This window comes from Aureimonas ureilytica DSM 18598 = NBRC 106430, assembly GCF_000382705.1.
GTDB lineage: Bacteria > Pseudomonadota > Alphaproteobacteria > Rhizobiales > Rhizobiaceae > Aureimonas > Aureimonas ureilytica.
Genome location: NZ_ARQE01000026.1, coordinates 1 through 16,906, shown reverse-complemented (window position 1 = coordinate 16,906; position 16,906 = coordinate 1). Strand labels below are relative to the sequence as shown.

The window sequence follows — 16,906 nt, the reverse complement described above, 5'->3', positions numbered from 1 at the left end:
GGCTGCGGTGAAGGGATCGAGACGATGCTGTCTGTCGGCACCGCCCTGCCGAAGCTGCCGATCGCGGCCTGCCTGACCGCCACCCATCTCGGTCTTTTCGAGGTGCCCAATGGCGTCGAGCAGGTGTGGGTGTTCCGCGACAACGACGAGGCCGGGCGTCGAGGCACCCTCCATCTGCGCGAGCGGCTGCGGGAGGCCGGACGATCTATCCGGGTGCGCGAGATCGTGCCTGTCCTGGGCGATTTCAACGACGACCTCAGTGCCTGGGGGGCGGACGCACTGCGCGCACGGCTGCGGTTCGACTTAGGCGGCAGCATTGACGAGTTCACCTGACGGGCCGGCATGGCGACTGAAGAGCTTAGAGATAATCGTCTAGCGGCAGCAGCGAACGCTGGCGGAAAGCGAGGATGAGGGCTTAATCTCTTCTAGTGACAACATTGTCGACTTCAGCTGGCCCGAGTTTGTATTGCGACCGATGGCCGAGGTTCGCTTTTGCCCGTTTATCGACCATTTGAAAGATAAAGCCCCGTAGCGCAGGGCCAAGATCCTCCGACTATCTCTTATGATCTATATATCTATAGTTCTGACGCCTTATTAGATAAAATCTGCATCATCACCACTCCAGACGATAGATCATTATTAAAATATTTTGTTTCCATCGAAAATTGCAGCGCGCGATACGACGCGTCGAACCAAGGCGTCCTTGCGAACCTGAGGAGCGGGAAAGGCCTTTCGGCTGTGCGTTAAGCCTAGAGCCAGCAGGGTTTCGGCGAGCTTGTAGGAGAGCGGCCCAGGATTGACGAGCGGTACGGGCAAATGCGCGGCGAGATAGGCGGCCGCGCCGTGCATGGTGGTCGAGCCGAGAACGACCACGTCCGCACCATCCTCCTCGACGCAGCGCCGCGCCGTTTCCAGCATAATGGGAAAGGTCGCGTCCTCTTTGCCGTCCGTCAGGTTGACGAAGTCCGGCTCGACATCGAAGGAGCGTACTGAAGCGCATTGCCGCTCGAAGCCAAAGTCCCGGATCACCTTGCGATACCGGGGCAGCGCGGGCTTCCACTGGGCGAGCACGGAGAAGCGGTGCCCCAGCGTCAGGGCATGGAGCAGCGACGCCTTGCCGGGTCCGATCACCGGAATGGTGAGGACGGACCGTAAAGCCGCCATGCCGGAATCGCTCATCGTGTCGATGACGACGGCGTCGAACCCTTCCGCCTCCGCCGACAGGCCGGCCTCGTGAATGCCGAGATCCATGAGTAGCCAATCGTGCGGACTGCTGAAGGAAGTGGGTCCGATCCGCACCGGGCGGAACACCAGCTCCGTGCCGGGGTCGAGCGCGACATGGCCTCCTTGCGCAGCGCGGCGTGCGACGCCCGCCTCGTCGAGAGGAAAGGGATTGATGACGAGAATGCGCGGCATGGAAATTCTCCGCCGGTCGGGTGAAGGGATCAGGCCATGGAGGCGAAGAGGTCGAGCCGGGGCGTCAGCGGGGCTGGATAGGCGCTCCTCGCATGAGGCAGGCGCAGCTTCAGCGCGGCGTCCGCCATGCGATAGGTCAGCGGGCCGGGATTGATGACCGGCACGGGCAGGCGCTCGGCGAGAAAGGCATGGGCCTCGTGCATGGTGGTGGAACCGAGGATGATGACGTCGGCGCCGTCCTGCTCGACGCAGCGCCGCCCGGCTTTCAAGAGGGCGGGGAAGACCTCCTCCTCGCGCCCGCCGAGGAGACGCTGGTTGTTCGGCACGAGATCGGCCGAGCGCATGGAGGCGCATTTCTCGGCAAGACCCAACTCACCGAGCGTCTTGCGGTAGAGCGGCCGCCAGCGATCCCACATGGACAGGATCGAGAAGCGCTCGCCGAGGTTAAGCGCAATCAGCATGGCATGGCGCCCGGGGCCGATCACCGGAATGCGCAGGACGGATCGCAGAGCCGCCATGCCGGAATCGCTCATCGTGTCGATGCAAACCGCGTCGAAGCCCCGCGCCTCGGCATCGTGACCCGCCTGGAGGATGCCGACATCGGCGAGCAGCATATCCTGCTGGCTGACATAGTTCTCGGGCGCGATGCGCACGGCCTCGAAGGTAAAGTCGATGTCGGGGCCGAGCCGAACGGCCCGCAGCTGCGCGCGCCGCTTGTCCAGATTGTCCGATGTCATCGGGAAGGGAACGATGACCAGTACCTTGGGCATGACGGGTTCCAGTTCGTTCGGGTCAGAGCGCGGCGAGCGCCTCGGCCACGGTGGACAGGCTCGCGACCGGGCGCAGCGCCGCAATCGCCTCGTCGTGGATGGCGGGCGAGAAGGCGGCGCAGCCGTCCGACAGTACCGTCAGGCCAAACTCGCGCACATGCGCCTCGCGCACGGTCGAGGCGACGCCACCATTGGTGACGATGCCGCCGACCGTCAGATGCTCGATGCCGGTCTTGCGTAGCGCCCATTCGAGCCGGCTCATGTAGAAGGCGGAATAGGCGATCTTCTCCACCGCCACGTCCTCCGGCCCCAGCTCGTCGACGAGTTTCTGCCCCCAGGAGCCTGGCGCGAAATCGCCCCGGCGTAGGAACGGGCGCAGTTCCTTCAGGTGTGGCGAGACGATCGGCTCGCCGCCACGGCCCGGAACGAGCGTGAAGAGCGTCGAGATTACGAGCCCGCCCTTCTCCCGGAAGGCCTTGGCGAGCGGGGCGAGGCGCGCCGGGAGCGCCGCGATCTCGGCCGAGCGGGCGCCGCCTCTCGAATAGGCGCCTTCAGGATGGATGAAGTCGTTCTGGAGATCGACGAGAAGCAGCGCCCGTCGATCCATCGTGGGAAGAGCGTGGCTCACGCGCGCGGCTCGATCACGAGATTGCCGAGCGCATCGACGCGGGCGGCAAGCCCCGGATTGACGACGGTGGTCGCGTCCGGCTGCTCCAGGATCGCCGGCCCTTCGATCACCGTGCCGACGGGAATGGTCAGGCGATCGTAGATCGCGGTCTCGTGCCAGGCGCCGTCGAACCAGACGGGGCGGGCAGGGCGGCGGGACCCCTCGAGCGAGGCGTCCGCGCCCGGCGCCAGCGCCGACAGGTCGAAGCGCGGGCGGCGCCCGATGGCGCTGGTGCGCAGGTTGACGATCTTGGCGTCGATGCCGTCGAGGAGGCGGCTGTAGCTCCGCCGATAGGCCTCGCGGAAGGCCGACGCCACGCTTTCGGCCGAGAGCGCGTCGAGGTCTTCGGCGGCGAGCGGCACGGCGATCGTGTGCGTCTGGCCGAGATAGTGCATGTCGAGTTCGAAGAGGACGTCGAGCCGCTCGGTGAAGAGGCCCGAGGCGGAGACGACGGCGCGCGCGGCTTCGGCCTCCGCGCGCATCCGAGCCGCCAGCGCTCCGGCGTCGAGGTTGGAGAGCAGGAGATTGACGGTCTGGACTTGGTCGTGCCGGACGTCGGCGATGACGCAGCCGAGCGCGGACGTGACGCCCGGAAAGCGCGGCACGAGGGCGGCTTTCAGGCCGACGTCCTTGATGAGCGCGCCGGCATGGAGCGCGCCGCCGCCGCCGAAGGGCACGGCCGCGAACTCGGCCGGGTCGTGGCCGCGCTCGATCGAGACGAGGCGGATCGCGCCGGCCATGCGCGCGTCGGCGATGCGCACGATCGCCTCGGCCGCCTCCATCGTGCCGAGGCCCAGCGGCTTGGCCACATGGCGCTCGATGGCAGTGCGCGCGGCTTCGACGTCGAGCGTGCGGCCCGTGGAGCCGATCGGTCGCTCGGCGTTGATGCGCCCGAGCACGACGTTGGCGTCGGTGAGCGTCGGCCGGTCGTTGCCCGCGCCGTAGCACACGGGGCCCGGCCGCGAGCCGGCGCTTTCGGGGCCGACCTGCAGCATCCCTCCGGCATCGACATGGGCGATGGAACCGCCGCCCGCGCCGATCGTCGAGATTTCGATCATCGGCGTGCGAATGACGAGACCGAAATCGATCGTGGTCTGAGCGGCGAGCGCCGTCTTGGTGCCGGCCACCAGCGACACGTCGAAGGAGGTGCCGCCGAGATCGCCGGTGATTACGTTGGGGAAGCCGGCGGCTTCCGCGATGGCCGCCGCCGCGATGACACCGGCCGCGGGGCCGGAGAGCGCGGTGCGCACCGGCAGCTTGCGCGCCGTGTCGGTCGACATCGCGCCGCCGTTGGACTGGACGATGTGGAACGTGCCCTCGAAGCCGTCCTCGCGCAGCGCCGCGTCCAGCTTGCCGAGATAGCCGCCGACGACGGGCTGGAGATAGGCGTTCAGAACTGTGGTGGAGGTGCGCTCGAACTCGCGGATCTCGGGCAGGATCTGCGTCGAGGCGACGAGCGCCGTGTTCGGCCAAATGCGGCTGGCCGCCTCGAAGGCGCGCATCTCGTTGGCGGGGTTGGCATAGGCGTTGACGAAGACCACCGCCAGCGCCTCGGCCCCTTGTGCCAGGAGCTGGCGCGCCACGGCCTCGACCTCGGCTTCGTCCACGGCCTCGCGGATCGTGCCGTCGGCCAGCGTCCGCTCCCCGACCTCGAGGCGCATGTCGCGCTCGACCACGGGCACGAAGTCGCCCCAGAGGCCCCAGGTGTTACGCCGGTCGCGGCGACGCATCTCGAGCACGTCGCGGAAGCCGCGCGTGGTGATGAGGCCGACGCGCGCACCCTTGCGCTCCAGGAGCGCGTTTGTGCCGACCGTCGTGCCGTGGACGACCGAGGTCAGGCCCGCCACCGCGCCGAAGCTCTGCAAGCCTTGCAGGAAGCCAACCGCCTCGTCGCCGCGATTGGACGAGACCTTCGCCGTGCGGAAGGCACCGGCCTCCTCGTCGTAGTAGAAAAGGTCGGTGAAGGTGCCCCCGACATCGACGCCGACGATCCGTCCGAGCGCGGTCATGCTGCCTCTCCCTGCTGAGCGCCGCGAAGGGCGGCGGGTTCGACGGTCCCGTCTTCGCTCAGCGAGACGCCGTAGACATCGCGTGCCGTTTCGCGGCTGACGAAGCCGAGGCGCACGTCGCGGGCGACGGCCTGTGGATCGCGCGCCGTCGGGTCGCCCCAGCCCCCGCCGCCTGGCGTCTCCAGCCGGATGCGCTCGCCTTGCCCGACCTTGAGGTCGGTGATTTTGGAGATCATCGGCGGCGTGCCGCCGCCATCGCCTGTCCACGAGAAGCGGTTGAGGGCGGCGGGCTGCCCGCCGGAGACGCCGAAGGGCGCGACCTTGCCGCGCTCGCCGAGGAGCGCCACGTCGGCGTCCTGCAGCATCTCGATCTCGTAGACCGCGCCGACGCCGCCCCGGTGCTCGCCGGCCCCGGCCGAGTCCGGCCGCAGCGCCCATTGCGTGAACATCACGGGATAGGCCGCCTCCATGATCTCGGCGGGCGGGATGGTGGCGGTGGAGATCGGGTTGTTGGCGTGGTTCAGCCCATCCGATTCCGGGTTGCCGCCCAGGCCCCCGCCGAAGAAGGAGAACATCACCCAGCGGCTGCCGTCGCCGCGCGAGCCGGCGATCGAGAGCGCGTTGATCGTGCCGAAGGGCGCGGCGGTGGCGCGGGCGGGATCGGCTTTGGCCAGGGCGCCGAGGATCACGCCGATGAGGCGCAGGATCGTCTCGGTGTAGCCAGCCATGGGCTTCGGGGCCTTCGCCGCCAGCAGCGTCGTCTCGGGGATCACGAAGCGGATCGGCCGCAAGCACCCGGCATTGGCCGGCACCTCCGTAAAGACGTGCTTCAGCGCGACGTAGCAGGCCGCGACCGAGGTCGCGTAGGAGATGTTGATGGGGCCGAGGGTGGGCGGCGAGGAGCGCGAGAAGTCGAGCACCATGGTCCCGTCCTCGATCGTCAGGTCGAGGGCTATGATGAGGGGCTTGTCGACGATGCCGTCGTTGTCGAGCACGTCCTCGAAGGCGTAGGTGCCCGGCTTGAGCGTGCCGATGGCCGAGCGCATCATCGCCTCGGCGCGATCGGAGAAGACGTCGAAGGCGGTGGAGATGACGGCCGTGCCGTACTGGTCGATCAGGGCGGCGAGGCGCCCTTCGCCGAGGTCCAGCGCGTTGAGCTGGCCGTTGAGGTCGCCCCAGTTGGAGCGCGGCACGCGCGAATTGGCCTCCAGGATCGCGATGACGTCGCCGTTGAGGCGCCCCGCCGAGATCAGCTTGACGGGCGGGAAGCGCACGCCCTCCTGGAAGCTCTCGGTGGCCTTCGGGTTGTAGCCGCCTGCGACGTTGCCGCCGATGTCAAGCCAGTGGCCGACCGAGGCGAGCCAGCAGAAGAGTTCGCCGTCGCGGAAGACAGGGCGCACGAGGCGGAAGTCGTTGAGATGGGTGCCGCCGCTATAGGGATCGTTGAAGAGGAACGTGTCGCCGGGCTCGAGCCCGCCCTCGCGCTCGACCTTTTCGATCACCGCACGCACGGCGAAGGACATGGCGCCGACGAAGATCGGCAGGCCCGTCGTGCCCTGCACCAGCGTGTCGCCCGTCGTCGCGTGGTAGAGACCGTGGCAGGCGTCGCGCGCCTCGGCGATGATCGGGTTGAAGGCCGAGCGGCAGAGCGTGGCATCCATCTCGTCGGCGATCTGCTCCAGCCGTCCCTTGAGGACGGCCAGCGTCACGGGATCGATGGCGCTCATGCGGCTTCTCCCTTCCGGCCCGGCGCGTCGCCGGAATAGGTTTCCCCGAGCGCCAGCAGCTCGGGCGTTCCGATGCTGGCGTTCAGGCCGTCGAAGTCCTTCATGCGGTCGGCGAAGGGCTGGTTGGTCCGGTGCCGGGCGAGCGAGGCGTAGTAGTCCTCGGCCGTGCGCGAGACCGCGCGCACGATGCCGCCCGGAAAGATCACGATCTTGAAGCCGAGCGCGCCGAGGTCGTCGGCCGAGTGAAGCGGCGTCGAGCCGCCTTCCACCATGTTGGCGAGGAGCGGAATGCGGCCCGCGAAGGCGGCGCCGACCTTCTTCAACTCGTCGCGGTCGCGCGGGGCCTCGATGAAGAGCACGTCGGCGCCGGCCTCCTCGTAGAGATGGGCGCGTTCCAGCGCGCGCTCGAACCCCTCCACGGCGATGGCGTCGGTGCGCACGATCAGGAGCGTCTCGTCGCTCGTCCGCGCGTCGGCCGCGGCCTTGACCTTGCCGACCATCTCCTGCGCCGAGATCAGCGACTTGCCGGCGAGATGCCCGCAACGCTTGGGCAGGCTCTGGTCCTCCAGTTGCAGGGCGTTGGCGCCGGCGCGTTCGAAGAGGCGCAGCGTGCGCTGCACGTTGAGCGCGTTGCCGTGGCCGTTGTCGGCATCGACGATCAGGGCGGCGTCGACGCGGTCGCGGATCAACGCCACGGTTTCCGCCATCTCGGTCATCGAGACGAGGCCGATGTCGGGGCGGCCGAGCTTGGTATAGGCGACGCCCGCGCCCGAGACGTAGAGCGTGCGGAAGCCGGCCTGCGTGGCGAGGAGGGCGCTCAAGGCGTCGTAGACGCCGGGCGCCACGATCACACCGTCCTCGCGGAGGCGTTGTTTCAGGGACATGGGAGGTTTCCTTGCAATCCGCCGGGCTCGGGTCACAGACCGAGATAGGTTTTGCGAAGTTCCGGGTTTTCGGCGACGGAGGCGGCGCTGCCGGCCATGGCGACCTCGCCGTTTTCGATGACATAGGCGCGCGAGGCGATCTCCAGCGACTGCACGACGTTCTGCTCGACCAGCATGATCGCGAGGCCGCCCGCATTCAGCTTGCGGATCAGATCGAACATCTCCTCCACCAGAAGCGGGGAAAGGCCGAGCGAAGGTTCGTCGAGAATGAGAAGGCGCGGCTCGGCCATCAATCCGCGCCCGATGGCGAGCATCTGCTGCTCGCCGCCCGACAGCGTGCCGGCCAACTGCTTCTCGCGCTCCTTCAGGCGCGGAAATGTTTCGAAAACACGATCTAGGTTGGCGGCGCGGTTCGCCTTGCCGCGTCCGTAGGAGCCGAGTTCGAGATTCTCGCGCACCTGCATGTTGGGAAAGATCCGCCGTCCTTCCGGCACCTGGATCAATCCAGCCTCCACGATGGCACCGGGCGGGCGGTTGGTGATCGTCTCGCCGCAGAAGCGGACGTCGCCGCCGCGCGCCGGTGCCAGACCGGACAGCACCATGTTCAGCGTCGTCTTGCCGACGCCATTGGAGCCGAGCACGGTGACGATCTCGCCCTCGGCCACGTCGAGATCGATGCCGCGCAGGATTTCGGTGCCGCCGTAAGCGGCCTTCAGACCGCGAACTTCAAGCATGGGCGGCGCTCCGTACGGGGTTGAGCCGGGCCGCGGCGCCCTGGCCGAGATAGGCCTCGATCACGGCCGGGTCGGCGACGACTTCGGCGGGCGTTCCGGCGGCGACGATCCGCCCCTGCGCCAGGACATGCACCCGGTCGCACAGGCTGACCACCGCCTGCATGACATGCTCGATCATCAGGATCGTCACCCCGTCGTCGCGAAGGGCACGGATGACCGGGATGATGTCGCGAATTTCGGACGGGTTGAGCCCGGCCAGCACCTCGTCGAGAAGGAGCAGGCGCGGTTCGGTCGCCAGAGCTTTCGCCACTTCCAGCCGCTTGCGGCCCGCGACCGTCAGGTCCGAGGCCGGTCGATCGAGATCGCCGGTCAGACCGACGCGACGGGCGACGTCGCGCGCCACCTTTTCGGCCTTCGAGCGGTTGTGGTGCCTCAGGAAAGCGCCGACCGTGACGTTCTCGATGATCGACAGGCCTGCGAAGGGCTTCACGATCTGAAACGTGCGCCCGATCCCGCGCCGGGCGAGGACATGGGCGGGAAAGCCGGTGATGTCCTGCCCCTCGAAGAACACCTGGCCGGTGGTCGGGCTGAAACTGCCCGAGACGATCGAGAAGAGCGTGGTCTTGCCTGCGCCATTCGGCCCGATCAGGCCGGTGATGGAGCCTTTCTCGACGGTGAAGCTCGCGTCCTGGATGGCCTGAAGGCCCCCGAAGCGCTTGCCGACGGAACGAACCTCCAGCATCACGCGACCTTTCGAGCGGGAAGTTGCGAGCGTGCGCGGACGGGCGCACGCCAGCGCTTGGCGAGGCCGATCAGCCCGCCGGGCATGAAGGCGATCGCGACGAGAAGGACGGCGCCGTAGAAGGCCAGGTCGATGCCCGGCACGCCGCCGACCAGCGCCTTGGCGAGTTCCCCGAGCCCATGAAGCGCGAGGGCGCCGAGCACCGGCCCGAGGACCGTGCCGAGCCCGCCGACGATGCTGGCGAGCAGGGCCTCGACCGAGATCCAGCTTCCGAACACGACCTGCGCGTCGATATACAGGAAGTACTGGAGATAGAGGACGCCGGCCGCCGCCGCCATCGCCCCGGACAGGGCCATGGCCTTAAGCTTGACAGACAGGACATCGACGCCGAGCGCGCTCGCCGCTTCCTCGTTCTCGCGCAAGGCCACGAGCTGCGCCCCGAAGCGCGAGCGGCGGATGGCGGTCACGCCGAGAAGGCCGATCGCCACGAAAAGAAGCACGAGCCAGTAGAAATAGGTCCGGTCGGAGAACTGGAGATTGCCGGCACCGATCTTCAGCGGCAGGAGCAGCCCGGCCGCGCCGCCCGTGAAGTCGACGGAATTTGTCAGGACGCGGAAGACCTCAGCGAAGGCCAGCGTGACGAGGGCAAAATAGGAGCCACGAAGCCCCGCCCGGAAGGCCAGGAATCCAATGGCGAAGGCGAGCGCGGCGCCGGCCGCGACGGCGACCGCGAGCCCGCTCCAGGCGTCGAGCCCCAGGCGCATCTGCCAAAGCGCGGAGACATAGGCGCCCATGCCGAAGAAGGCGGCATGGCCGAAGGAGAACTGCCCGCCAAAACCTCCCAGGAGGTTCCAGGCCTGCGCCACGATCGAGATGATGAGCGTTACGATCAGGAAGTTCAGGACGACGTTCGACTGCGTGGCGACCGGGGCCAGCGCCAGGAGGGCGACGAGCCCGAGCGGGGCGAGAAAGGGACGGCCTCTCATGCGCGGGCTCCGAACAGACCCGCCGGACGCAGCAGGAGGGTGAGGATGAAGATCAGGAAGATGCCGATCTGGCCGAGGCTGTCGCCCAGGAACAGGCCGCTCAGGCTTTCCACGACGCCGATGATGAGCCCGCCGACCAGCGCGCCGACTATCGAGCCCATGCCGCCGAGCACGACGATGGTGAAGGCGACGAGCACGAAGGCGTTGCCGATGCGCGGGTTGACGTAGAAGGTCGGCAGGAGAAGGCAGGCGGCGATCGCCAGGCACGCGCAACCGAGGCCGAAGGTGACGGCGTAGATGTGCTTGACGTCGATGCCCTGGAGCGCGGCGCCGACCTTTTCCTTGGCAACGGCGCGGATGGCCCGGCCCGTGTCGCTGCGCGCCAGGATCATCCAGAGGATGGCGGCGGTGAGAAGCGAGGCCAGAGCGCCCCAGACCTTGGCCTTCGCCAGAAGATAGGGGCCGACCTCGTAGACGTCGAAGGAATAGCTCGTGCTGAGCGAACGCATTTCCGAGCCGAAGGCGGCCAGAAGCAGGTTCTCGATGATGATGGAAAGGCCGAGCGTCACGAGGAGGATGTTCTCGTCGCGGCCATGGCTGGACGGACCGATGATGAAGCGCTGCAGCCCGTATCCCGCGACGTAGAAGGCGGGCGTCAGCACCAGGATGAGGACGTAAGGGTCGAGGCCCGCGGTCTGGTTGAGCACGAGGACGGCGAACATGGCCGCCGCCAGAAGCGCCCCATGCGCGAAGTTAATGATGTGCAGGACGCCGTAGACCAGCGTGAGGCCCAACGCGATCAGCGCATAGATCGCGCCGCTCAGAAGCCCGTTGATGACGGCTTCGACGATGATGTCGGGGGAATACATGTCATGTCCTCGGCCCGTTCGAAGGGCCGGCCCACAGAGGGCCGGCGGCGGAGGCTCACTGAACCGGGAAAACCGGCTTCGCGTCGGCGAACTCGTCCGGGAAGATCACCCGGATGGTGTCCTTCTGGACCTGCGTGTTGACGGGCGCGGCGCCCATGTTCTGGCCGTTCTCCATGCGCGTCGTGCCGTAGGGCATGACGGGCGAGGCGAAGGTGGAAGCGGCGAGCGCCTGATTGATCGCGACCGGCTCCGCAGATGCGGCGCGTTCGATCCCGTCGGCCAGGAACTGCATGGCCGTGTAGTTGAGCGCGATATTGTAGTTCCACTGCTGGCCGGCATCGGCCACTTTCTTGACCAGGGCCTGCGCCGTTTCCTTACGCGGATCGTACCAGTGGTTGCAGTCCATGATGTTCTCGGCCGCTTCCGGAAATTCCTTGACGAAGCGGAGGTTCGAGGCCGCGCCGTTGAGGACCGCATAGACGCCCTTGGGGCGCACGCGCTGCTGCTGGAGCGTGCGCATTAGCAGCACCGTCTCGCCATAGTAGGACGAAGGAATGATGAGATCGGGCCTCAGCGAGCGGATGCGCAGGGCGACGTTGGACATGTCGCGCGCGGGCGTCGGATGGGCGATCGTGTCGAGGATCTCGAACCCGTATTTCGGCAACTCGGCCGCCATGAGCTTGGCGAGGCCAGAGCCGAACAAACCGTCCTCATGGACGAGGACAACCGTGCGCGCAGGCGTCCCTGCGTCCTTGTTTATGCGCACGAGATTGTCGATCGCGGTCTTGGTGCAGATGCCGAAGCCCGGCGAGAAGCGGAACGTGTTGGCGAGTCCGCGCTGGACGATCTGGTCGGACACGCCGACGTCGACGATGTAGGGCAGATCGTAGCGCGCCGCCGCCTGGCTGGCGGCGAGGCAGATCGGGCTGGCGAAGCCGCCGACCACGGCGGCCACGCCGTCCGACTGCATCCGCTCGACTTCCTGCGTGCCGGCTTCAGGGTTGGAGCGCGCGTCGCCGAACACCATTTCGAGCGGGCGCCCGCCAAGAGACTTGATGCCGCCCGACTCGTTGATCGCGGCGATGGCGAGTTCGGCGCCGAGCTTGCCGTAGGCGCCATCCATGGCGAGATTGCCCGTCACGGGCTGAAGGACGCCGATCTTGATGCTCTCGGGCGCGGCCCGCAGGAGACCCGGCATGGCGAGGCTGCCCGCGAGGGCAGCGCCGCCTGCAAGAACGGAACGGCGGCTGATGCTGTGCTTTTGCGTCGTCATCGCGTGGTCTTCCGGGGCTTGAGGGGTGAGGCTGACGGGTCGCGCGCGGTCCCTCCCTTGCGCGACAAGGTGGGTGACTTGGCCCGCCAGCGCATGGCGTCGCCCTCGCGGGCGCGCTCTAGGTCGAGCTGAAGGGCATAAAGGTCGGGTCGGTAAAGGCCGTAGAGATATTCGACGCCTCGACCCATGTCGTCCTTGACGACGCGCGTGATGGACAGGAGCGCCGAGCCGGTCTCGATGCCGAGTTCGGCGGCCGTCTCGGGGCCGGCGAGCGCTGCGCCGACGGTCTGCTGGCCGCTGACGACGCGCGCGCCTGAGCGCTCCAGAAGCTCGAGCAACGGCGTCGAGCGCAGGTCCGCCTCCGAATAGGAGATGCCGATCCGCTCCGGCACATAGGTCACGAGGTAGGAGAACGGCTTGCCGTCGGCGATGCGCACGCGCACCGTGCGCTGCACCCGCTCGCCGCGCTGAAGGCCCAACGCCTCCGCCACGGCGGGCGTCGGCGCGGTGTAATGGAAGGCGAGAAGCCGGACGTCGGTGCGCCGGCCCATCTCCACCAGATGGGTGAAGACGTTGGAGAAGTCCGCGACGATCGCGCTCGGGCCGCCGACGAGGCGCACGAAAGTCCCCGAGCCCGGTCGACGCTCCACCAGCCCGTCCTTGGCCAGCATGTCCAATGCACTGCGGATCGTGGCGCGCGACACGCTCAGATTGGCAGCGAGGTCCGGCTCGCTCGGCATGCGCATCCCGGCCGGATAATCGCCCGACTGAATGCGGTCCCTCAGATGCAGATACACGACCTGCGCCTTGCGGGGTTCGCTGGAATGGGGGGTGAGGCGAGCCGCCATGCTGATCTCCGCCGGTTCGAGCGTCAGATTTCCATTCCGAGCCTGTCCTGTCAATCAGACATCTTCTGTCCGGTCGAGAAATCGTTCGGGACAGCCCAGGGGCGCAGGCCGCGATCCCTCGCGGCAAAGGTCGCGATCGCCTCGCCATAGCTCGCGGTGAGGTCGAGATCGTCCCAGCCGTTGAGAAGCTTGGTGCGCCAGACCGGCTCGACGGAGAAGCCGATCCACCGGCCCTCCGCCTCGATGCGGCGCGCATCGAGGTCCACGAAGAGATCGCGCCCGCCCGCTTGGAGATGGTCGATCAGGGCCTCGGCGTCCGCTTCCTCGACGCGCGCGGGCAAGAGCCCGTTGTTGACGGCGTTGCTGGCGAAGATATCCCCAAAGCTCGGAGCGATCACGCAGCGGATGCCGTAGTCGACCAGCGCATAGACCGCCGCCTCGCGCGAGGAGCCCGCGCCGAAATTGCGGCGTGTGACGAGAATCTGCGCGGCGCCTCGCTCCAACGCGTTCAACGGAAAGTCGGGGAGGGGGGTTCCCGCCTCGTCGAAGCGCAGGTCGCGGAGCAGGAAGTCCCCATAGCCCTCGGCCCGCGAGCGCTTCATGAAGCGGGCGGGAATGAGTTGGTCTGTGTCGATGCTGGAATAGGGCAGGGGACAGGCGACGGCGCGAAGCTGGGTGAACGGCGTCATGACCGGTCTCCTCGCGAGAATCGCCGCACATCCGTCAGATGGCCGGTGACGGCCGCCGCCGCGACCATGGCCGGGGACATAAGATGGGTGCGCGCGCCCGGCCCCTGGCGGCCTTTGAAATTGCGGTTGGTGGTGGAAGCGCAGCGCTCGCCGGGCGGCACGATGTCGCCGTTCATGCCCACGCACATGGAGCAGCCCGCCCCGACCCAGTCGAGGCCCGCTTCGACGAAGATCCGGTCCAGCCCCTCCGCCTCGCATTGCCGCTTGACCTCGGTCGAGCCCGGCGAGACGAGGCCGGGAACCTTGGCCTTGCGACCGGAAAGAATGGCGGCGGCGGCGCGCAGGTCCTCCACCCGGCTGTTGGTGCAGGAGCCGATGAAAACGCGGTCGATCGCGATCTCCTCCAGCGGACGTCCGGCCGTGAGACCCATGTAGTCCAAGGCCTCGCGGATATGGGCCGCGTGCCCCTCATCCTTCGCTCGGGCTGGGTCCGGCACCGTTGCGTCGATGGGCAGCGCGTCCTCCGGGCTGATGCCCCAGGTGACGCTCGGGGCGATGGCGCGCGCGTCGATCGTCACGTCCCGGTCGAAGGCGACGTCCGTGTCGGAGCCAAGTGCCAGCCAAATCTCTGCGGCCCGCTCGAAGGCGTCGCCACGAGGCGCGAAGGAGCGTCCGCGCACGAAGTCGATCGTGGTTTCGTCCGGCGCCACCATGCCGCTGCGCCCGCCCGCCTCGATGGAAAGATTGCAAAGGGTCAAGCGTCCCTCGATGGACAGGGCGCGCACCGCCTCGCCGGCATATTCCACCGCATGGCCCGCGGCGCCGTCCGCGCCGATCCGCGCTATGATCGATAGCGCGAGGTCCTTTGCCGTCACGCCCTCGGCGAGCCGCCCCCGCACCTCGATCCGCATCCGTCTCGGCCGCCTCTGCCAAAGCGTCTGCGTCATCAGGACATGGGCCACTTCGGAGGCGCCGATGCCGAAGGCCAAGGCCCCGAGCGCGCCGTGCGTGGCGGTGTGGGAATCGCCGCACACCAGCGTCAATCCCGGCAGCGTCAGTCCCTGTTCGGGCGCCATGACATGGACGATCCCCTGGCGCGGGTCGCCGGACCCGAAAAGGCGAATGCCCGTGCGCGTCGCGTTGCCCTCGAGCTTGCGCATGACGCCGGTGACCGCAGGATCCTGCGCACCCGGCGAGTCTGGGCGCGTCGGGATGTAATGGTCCATCACCGCGAAGGTGAGGTCGGGCCGGGACACGGGCGCATTCCGCGCCGCCAGCTTGTCGAAGGCGTGAAACGAGCCTTCGTGCAAAAGATGGCGGTCGATCCACAGAAGGTCGGCGCCGTCCTCCCGCTGAGCCACGACATGCGCGTCCCAGAGCTTGTCGAGAAGCGAGCGGGGCCCGCTCGCCTGCCCCGAGCCACCCGGTCGCGGCCCCTGTCTTGCCTCAGCCATCCCAGCCCCCCGTTGCCGCTCATGACTTGTCTTATTTAACAGACAGGATAGGCTCGTTTTTCAGACAGGCGCAAGAGGCCTACGCGCGAGTGGAGTTCGGCAGAATGGCATCCATCGATAGTCGGAACCTGGCATCCTTCGACGTCGGCGTCGACGTCGCGATCGTCGGCGCCGGGGCGGCGGGACTGATTGCAGGGCTCGCGGCCCGAGAAGCGGGGGCCGAAAGCGTTGTCATTCTCGAACGGGACGCCGTTCCCGCCGGCTCGACGGCGCTCTCGGCGGGCCTGATCCCGGCACCGGGAACGCGCTGGCAGAGAGAAGCTGGCATCGAAGACGATGCCCGCCTGTTCGCGGAAGACATTTTTCACAAGGCGGACAACGAACCTGACGAAGCGCTGGTCCGGCTCGTTGCGGAAGCGGCGGGCCCCACCGTGGAATGGCTTGCCGACCGCTATGGACTGCCCTTTTCCGTGATCTCCGATTTCTCCTATCCCGGCCACTCCCGTCGGCGCATGCATGGTCTGCCTTTGCGCTCGGGCCAAGAACTCGTGGATGCGCTGCGCGATGCGGCGGAAGGCGCAGGCTGCGACATCCTTTGCGATTCCACCGTGGAAACACTCTACCGCGACGACGTGGGTCGTATGACGGGCCTCCAACTTGCGCGGCCGGACAGGACGCGCGAGACGCTGGGCGCCAAGGCGATCGTTCTCGCCTGCAACGGCTATGGCGGCAACAAGGCGCTCCTAGAGCGCGAAATTCCCGAGATGGCCGGGGCCCATTACTTCGGCCATGAGGGCAACCGGGGTGAGGCCGTGCTCTGGGGCGAGGCGCTGGGGGCGCGCTTGCGGCATTTGTCCGGCCACCAAGGGCACGGTTCGGTCGCCCATCCCGCCGGCATCCTCATCACTTGGGCGGCGATCACCGAAGGCGGCTTTCAAATCAACCGGAGCGGCGAACGCTTCTCCAACGAGGCCAAGGGCTATTCCGAGCAAGCCGCCGAGGTGCTGCGCCAGCCGGATGCGACGGCCTTCGACATTTTCGACGAGCGCATCGCCGCGATCTGTCGGCAGTTCGAGGACTTCCGACGCGCCGAGGCGATGAACGCGGTGGTAGAAGCCGGTTCGTTCGCCGAACTCGCGGCGCGCCTCGGCGTTGACCCGGAGCGCCTGGATGCCACCGCGAGCGCGGTCGAGGCCATGAAGGCGGGCCGATCGAACGATCCGTTCGGCCGCGACCTCGCGGGCGTAGCGCCGCTTCAGGCGCCGTTCAAGGCAGTGCGCGTGACGGGCGCACTGTTCCACACGCAAGGCGGGCTCGTGGTGGACGAGAAGGCCCGCGTGGTGACGCAGGGCGGCGCCCCGATCCCGAACCTCTTCGCCGCTGGCGGCGCGGCCTGCGGAGTCTCGGGCTCCAAGGCCTCGGGCTATCTCTCCGGAAACGGCTTGCTGACCGCCGTGTCGCTCGGACGCATTGCCGGCCAGGCGGCGGCGCGGGTGGTCGGTCAGCCCGCCTGAGCCGTTATAGGCGATGGAAAAGCGGCGCGGTCTAGAGCGTTTTCCCTCCGGGTAGAGTCTTAGCGTCATTCATGATTCCCTCTGTCGATCGGAAGGGAGGCAAGGATGGCAAGAGCTTTGTCGATCGATCTTCGGCATCGGGTTTTGCGGGCGATGCGCGAGGGCGCCTCGACCCATGTAGCGGCTGAGCGGTTTGGGATCGCGATTGCCACGGCGGTGCGCTGGCGCTCGCAGGATCGGGCGGGGCGGAGCGATCCGCTGCCGATGGGCGGGGACAGGCGCTCGGGCCGCATCGAGGCGGAGGCCGAGTTCCTGCAAAGTCTG

Annotated in this window: 17 protein-coding genes; 3 read left to right on the top strand and 14 right to left on the bottom strand. The window is 67.7% G+C overall.

The genetic code is table 11. From position 1 onward, the window contains the following. Positions 1-333: toprim domain-containing protein (locus B146_RS0123770; protein WP_026358892.1), on the top strand; the 333-nt coding region annotated here is incomplete at its 5' end. 306 nt (positions 334-639) lie between these two features. On the opposite strand, the gene B146_RS0123765 is transcribed toward B146_RS0123770, so the two are convergent. Genes B146_RS0123765 through leuC form a run of 14 tightly spaced genes read right to left on the bottom strand, consistent with a single transcriptional unit; the run spans position 640 to position 15,068 of the window. Then, on the bottom strand, positions 640-1,416 hold the full coding sequence (locus B146_RS0123765) for an aspartate/glutamate racemase family protein (protein WP_019998984.1): 777 nt from the start codon (positions 1,414-1,416) through the stop codon (positions 640-642). Positions 1,417-1,445: 29 nt separating this feature from the next. Beyond that, the gene (locus B146_RS0123760) at positions 1,446-2,186 is read right to left on the bottom strand and encodes an aspartate/glutamate racemase family protein (RefSeq protein ID WP_019998983.1); all 741 of its coding nucleotides are present in this window, start codon (positions 2,184-2,186) and stop codon (positions 1,446-1,448) included. A gap of 22 nt (positions 2,187-2,208) precedes the next feature. Beyond that, a complete protein-coding gene (locus tag B146_RS0123755; protein ID WP_019998982.1) occupies positions 2,209-2,793 on the bottom strand; it encodes a cysteine hydrolase family protein in 585 nt (194 codons plus the stop codon). 17 nt (positions 2,794-2,810) lie between these two features. After that, positions 2,811-4,862, bottom strand: a complete 2,052-nt coding sequence (locus B146_RS0123750) for a hydantoinase/oxoprolinase family protein (RefSeq protein WP_019998981.1) — start codon at positions 4,860-4,862, stop codon at positions 2,811-2,813. Beyond that, the gene (locus tag B146_RS0123745; RefSeq protein WP_019998980.1) at positions 4,859-6,589 is read right to left on the bottom strand and encodes a hydantoinase B/oxoprolinase family protein; all 1,731 of its coding nucleotides are present in this window, start codon (positions 6,587-6,589) and stop codon (positions 4,859-4,861) included. The genes B146_RS0123750 and B146_RS0123745 overlap by 4 nt, the downstream gene beginning before the upstream one ends. After that, positions 6,586-7,473: an isocitrate lyase/PEP mutase family protein gene (locus tag B146_RS0123740; RefSeq protein ID WP_019998979.1), complete on the bottom strand. Its 888-nt coding sequence runs from the start codon at positions 7,471-7,473 to the stop codon at positions 6,586-6,588. Before B146_RS0123740 ends, B146_RS0123745 begins: the two co-directional genes overlap by 4 nt. A 32-nt stretch (positions 7,474-7,505) precedes the next feature. Then, complete coding sequence (locus B146_RS0123735; protein WP_019998978.1) at positions 7,506-8,207, bottom strand: ABC transporter ATP-binding protein; 702 nt, start codon at positions 8,205-8,207, stop codon at positions 7,506-7,508. Continuing rightward, positions 8,200-8,949 (bottom strand): ABC transporter ATP-binding protein, encoded by a 750-nt coding sequence (locus B146_RS0123730; protein WP_019998977.1) that lies wholly within the window; start codon positions 8,947-8,949, stop codon positions 8,200-8,202. The genes B146_RS0123735 and B146_RS0123730 overlap by 8 nt, the downstream gene beginning before the upstream one ends. Further along, on the bottom strand, positions 8,949-9,935 hold the full coding sequence (locus tag B146_RS0123725; RefSeq protein ID WP_019998976.1) for a branched-chain amino acid ABC transporter permease: 987 nt from the start codon (positions 9,933-9,935) through the stop codon (positions 8,949-8,951). The genes B146_RS0123730 and B146_RS0123725 overlap by 1 nt, the downstream gene beginning before the upstream one ends. Next, positions 9,932-10,804, bottom strand: a complete 873-nt coding sequence (locus B146_RS0123720) for a branched-chain amino acid ABC transporter permease (protein ID WP_019998975.1) — start codon at positions 10,802-10,804, stop codon at positions 9,932-9,934. Before B146_RS0123720 ends, B146_RS0123725 begins: the two co-directional genes overlap by 4 nt. Before the next feature lie 55 nt (positions 10,805-10,859). Continuing rightward, the gene (locus B146_RS0123715; protein ID WP_019998974.1) at positions 10,860-12,077 is read right to left on the bottom strand and encodes an ABC transporter substrate-binding protein; all 1,218 of its coding nucleotides are present in this window, start codon (positions 12,075-12,077) and stop codon (positions 10,860-10,862) included. After that, positions 12,074-12,925 (bottom strand): GntR family transcriptional regulator, encoded by an 852-nt coding sequence (locus tag B146_RS0123710; RefSeq protein WP_019998973.1) that lies wholly within the window; start codon positions 12,923-12,925, stop codon positions 12,074-12,076. The genes B146_RS0123715 and B146_RS0123710 overlap by 4 nt, the downstream gene beginning before the upstream one ends. A 50-nt stretch (positions 12,926-12,975) precedes the next feature. Next, positions 12,976-13,614: a 3-isopropylmalate dehydratase small subunit gene (gene leuD, locus B146_RS0123705; RefSeq protein WP_019998972.1), complete on the bottom strand. Its 639-nt coding sequence runs from the start codon at positions 13,612-13,614 to the stop codon at positions 12,976-12,978. After that, the gene (gene leuC / locus B146_RS0123700) at positions 13,611-15,068 is read right to left on the bottom strand and encodes a 3-isopropylmalate dehydratase large subunit (protein WP_019998971.1); all 1,458 of its coding nucleotides are present in this window, start codon (positions 15,066-15,068) and stop codon (positions 13,611-13,613) included. Before leuC ends, leuD begins: the two co-directional genes overlap by 4 nt. Positions 15,069-15,172: 104 nt before the next feature. On the opposite strand from leuC, the gene B146_RS0123695 reads away from it, so the two are divergent. Together B146_RS0123695 and B146_RS0123690 are read left to right on the top strand one after the other, a co-directional pair. Then, positions 15,173-16,582: an FAD-dependent oxidoreductase gene (locus B146_RS0123695; RefSeq protein ID WP_019998970.1), complete on the top strand. Its 1,410-nt coding sequence runs from the start codon at positions 15,173-15,175 to the stop codon at positions 16,580-16,582. Positions 16,583-16,699: 117 nt separating this feature from the next. Further along, positions 16,700-16,906 (top strand): helix-turn-helix domain-containing protein (locus B146_RS0123690; RefSeq protein ID WP_244877432.1); only part of this gene is annotated, 207 nt, incomplete at its 3' end.

Excerpts from the sequence above, each read along its gene's own strand:
- B146_RS0123765 (WP_019998984.1), bottom strand. The coding sequence starts at position 1,416 with ATGCCGCGCATTCTCGTCATCAATCCCTTTCCTCTCGACGAGGCGGGC.
- B146_RS0123760 (WP_019998983.1), bottom strand. The coding sequence starts at position 2,186 with ATGCCCAAGGTACTGGTCATCGTTCCCTTCCCGATGACATCGGACAAT.
- B146_RS0123755 (WP_019998982.1), bottom strand. The coding sequence starts at position 2,793 with ATGGATCGACGGGCGCTGCTTCTCGTCGATCTCCAGAACGACTTCATC.
- B146_RS0123750 (WP_019998981.1), bottom strand. The coding sequence starts at position 4,862 with ATGACCGCGCTCGGACGGATCGTCGGCGTCGATGTCGGGGGCACCTTC.
- B146_RS0123745 (WP_019998980.1), bottom strand. The coding sequence starts at position 6,589 with ATGAGCGCCATCGATCCCGTGACGCTGGCCGTCCTCAAGGGACGGCTG.
- B146_RS0123740 (WP_019998979.1), bottom strand. The coding sequence starts at position 7,473 with ATGTCCCTGAAACAACGCCTCCGCGAGGACGGTGTGATCGTGGCGCCC.
- B146_RS0123735 (WP_019998978.1), bottom strand. The coding sequence starts at position 8,207 with ATGCTTGAAGTTCGCGGTCTGAAGGCCGCTTACGGCGGCACCGAAATC.
- B146_RS0123730 (WP_019998977.1), bottom strand. The coding sequence starts at position 8,949 with ATGCTGGAGGTTCGTTCCGTCGGCAAGCGCTTCGGGGGCCTTCAGGCC.
- B146_RS0123725 (WP_019998976.1), bottom strand. The coding sequence starts at position 9,935 with ATGAGAGGCCGTCCCTTTCTCGCCCCGCTCGGGCTCGTCGCCCTCCTG.
- B146_RS0123720 (WP_019998975.1), bottom strand. The coding sequence starts at position 10,804 with ATGTATTCCCCCGACATCATCGTCGAAGCCGTCATCAACGGGCTTCTG.
- B146_RS0123715 (WP_019998974.1), bottom strand. The coding sequence starts at position 12,077 with ATGACGACGCAAAAGCACAGCATCAGCCGCCGTTCCGTTCTTGCAGGC.
- B146_RS0123710 (WP_019998973.1), bottom strand. The coding sequence starts at position 12,925 with ATGGCGGCTCGCCTCACCCCCCATTCCAGCGAACCCCGCAAGGCGCAG.
- leuD (WP_019998972.1), bottom strand. The coding sequence starts at position 13,614 with ATGACGCCGTTCACCCAGCTTCGCGCCGTCGCCTGTCCCCTGCCCTAT.
- leuC (WP_019998971.1), bottom strand. The coding sequence starts at position 15,068 with ATGGCTGAGGCAAGACAGGGGCCGCGACCGGGTGGCTCGGGGCAGGCG.
- B146_RS0123695 (WP_019998970.1), top strand. The coding sequence starts at position 15,173 with ATGGCATCCATCGATAGTCGGAACCTGGCATCCTTCGACGTCGGCGTC.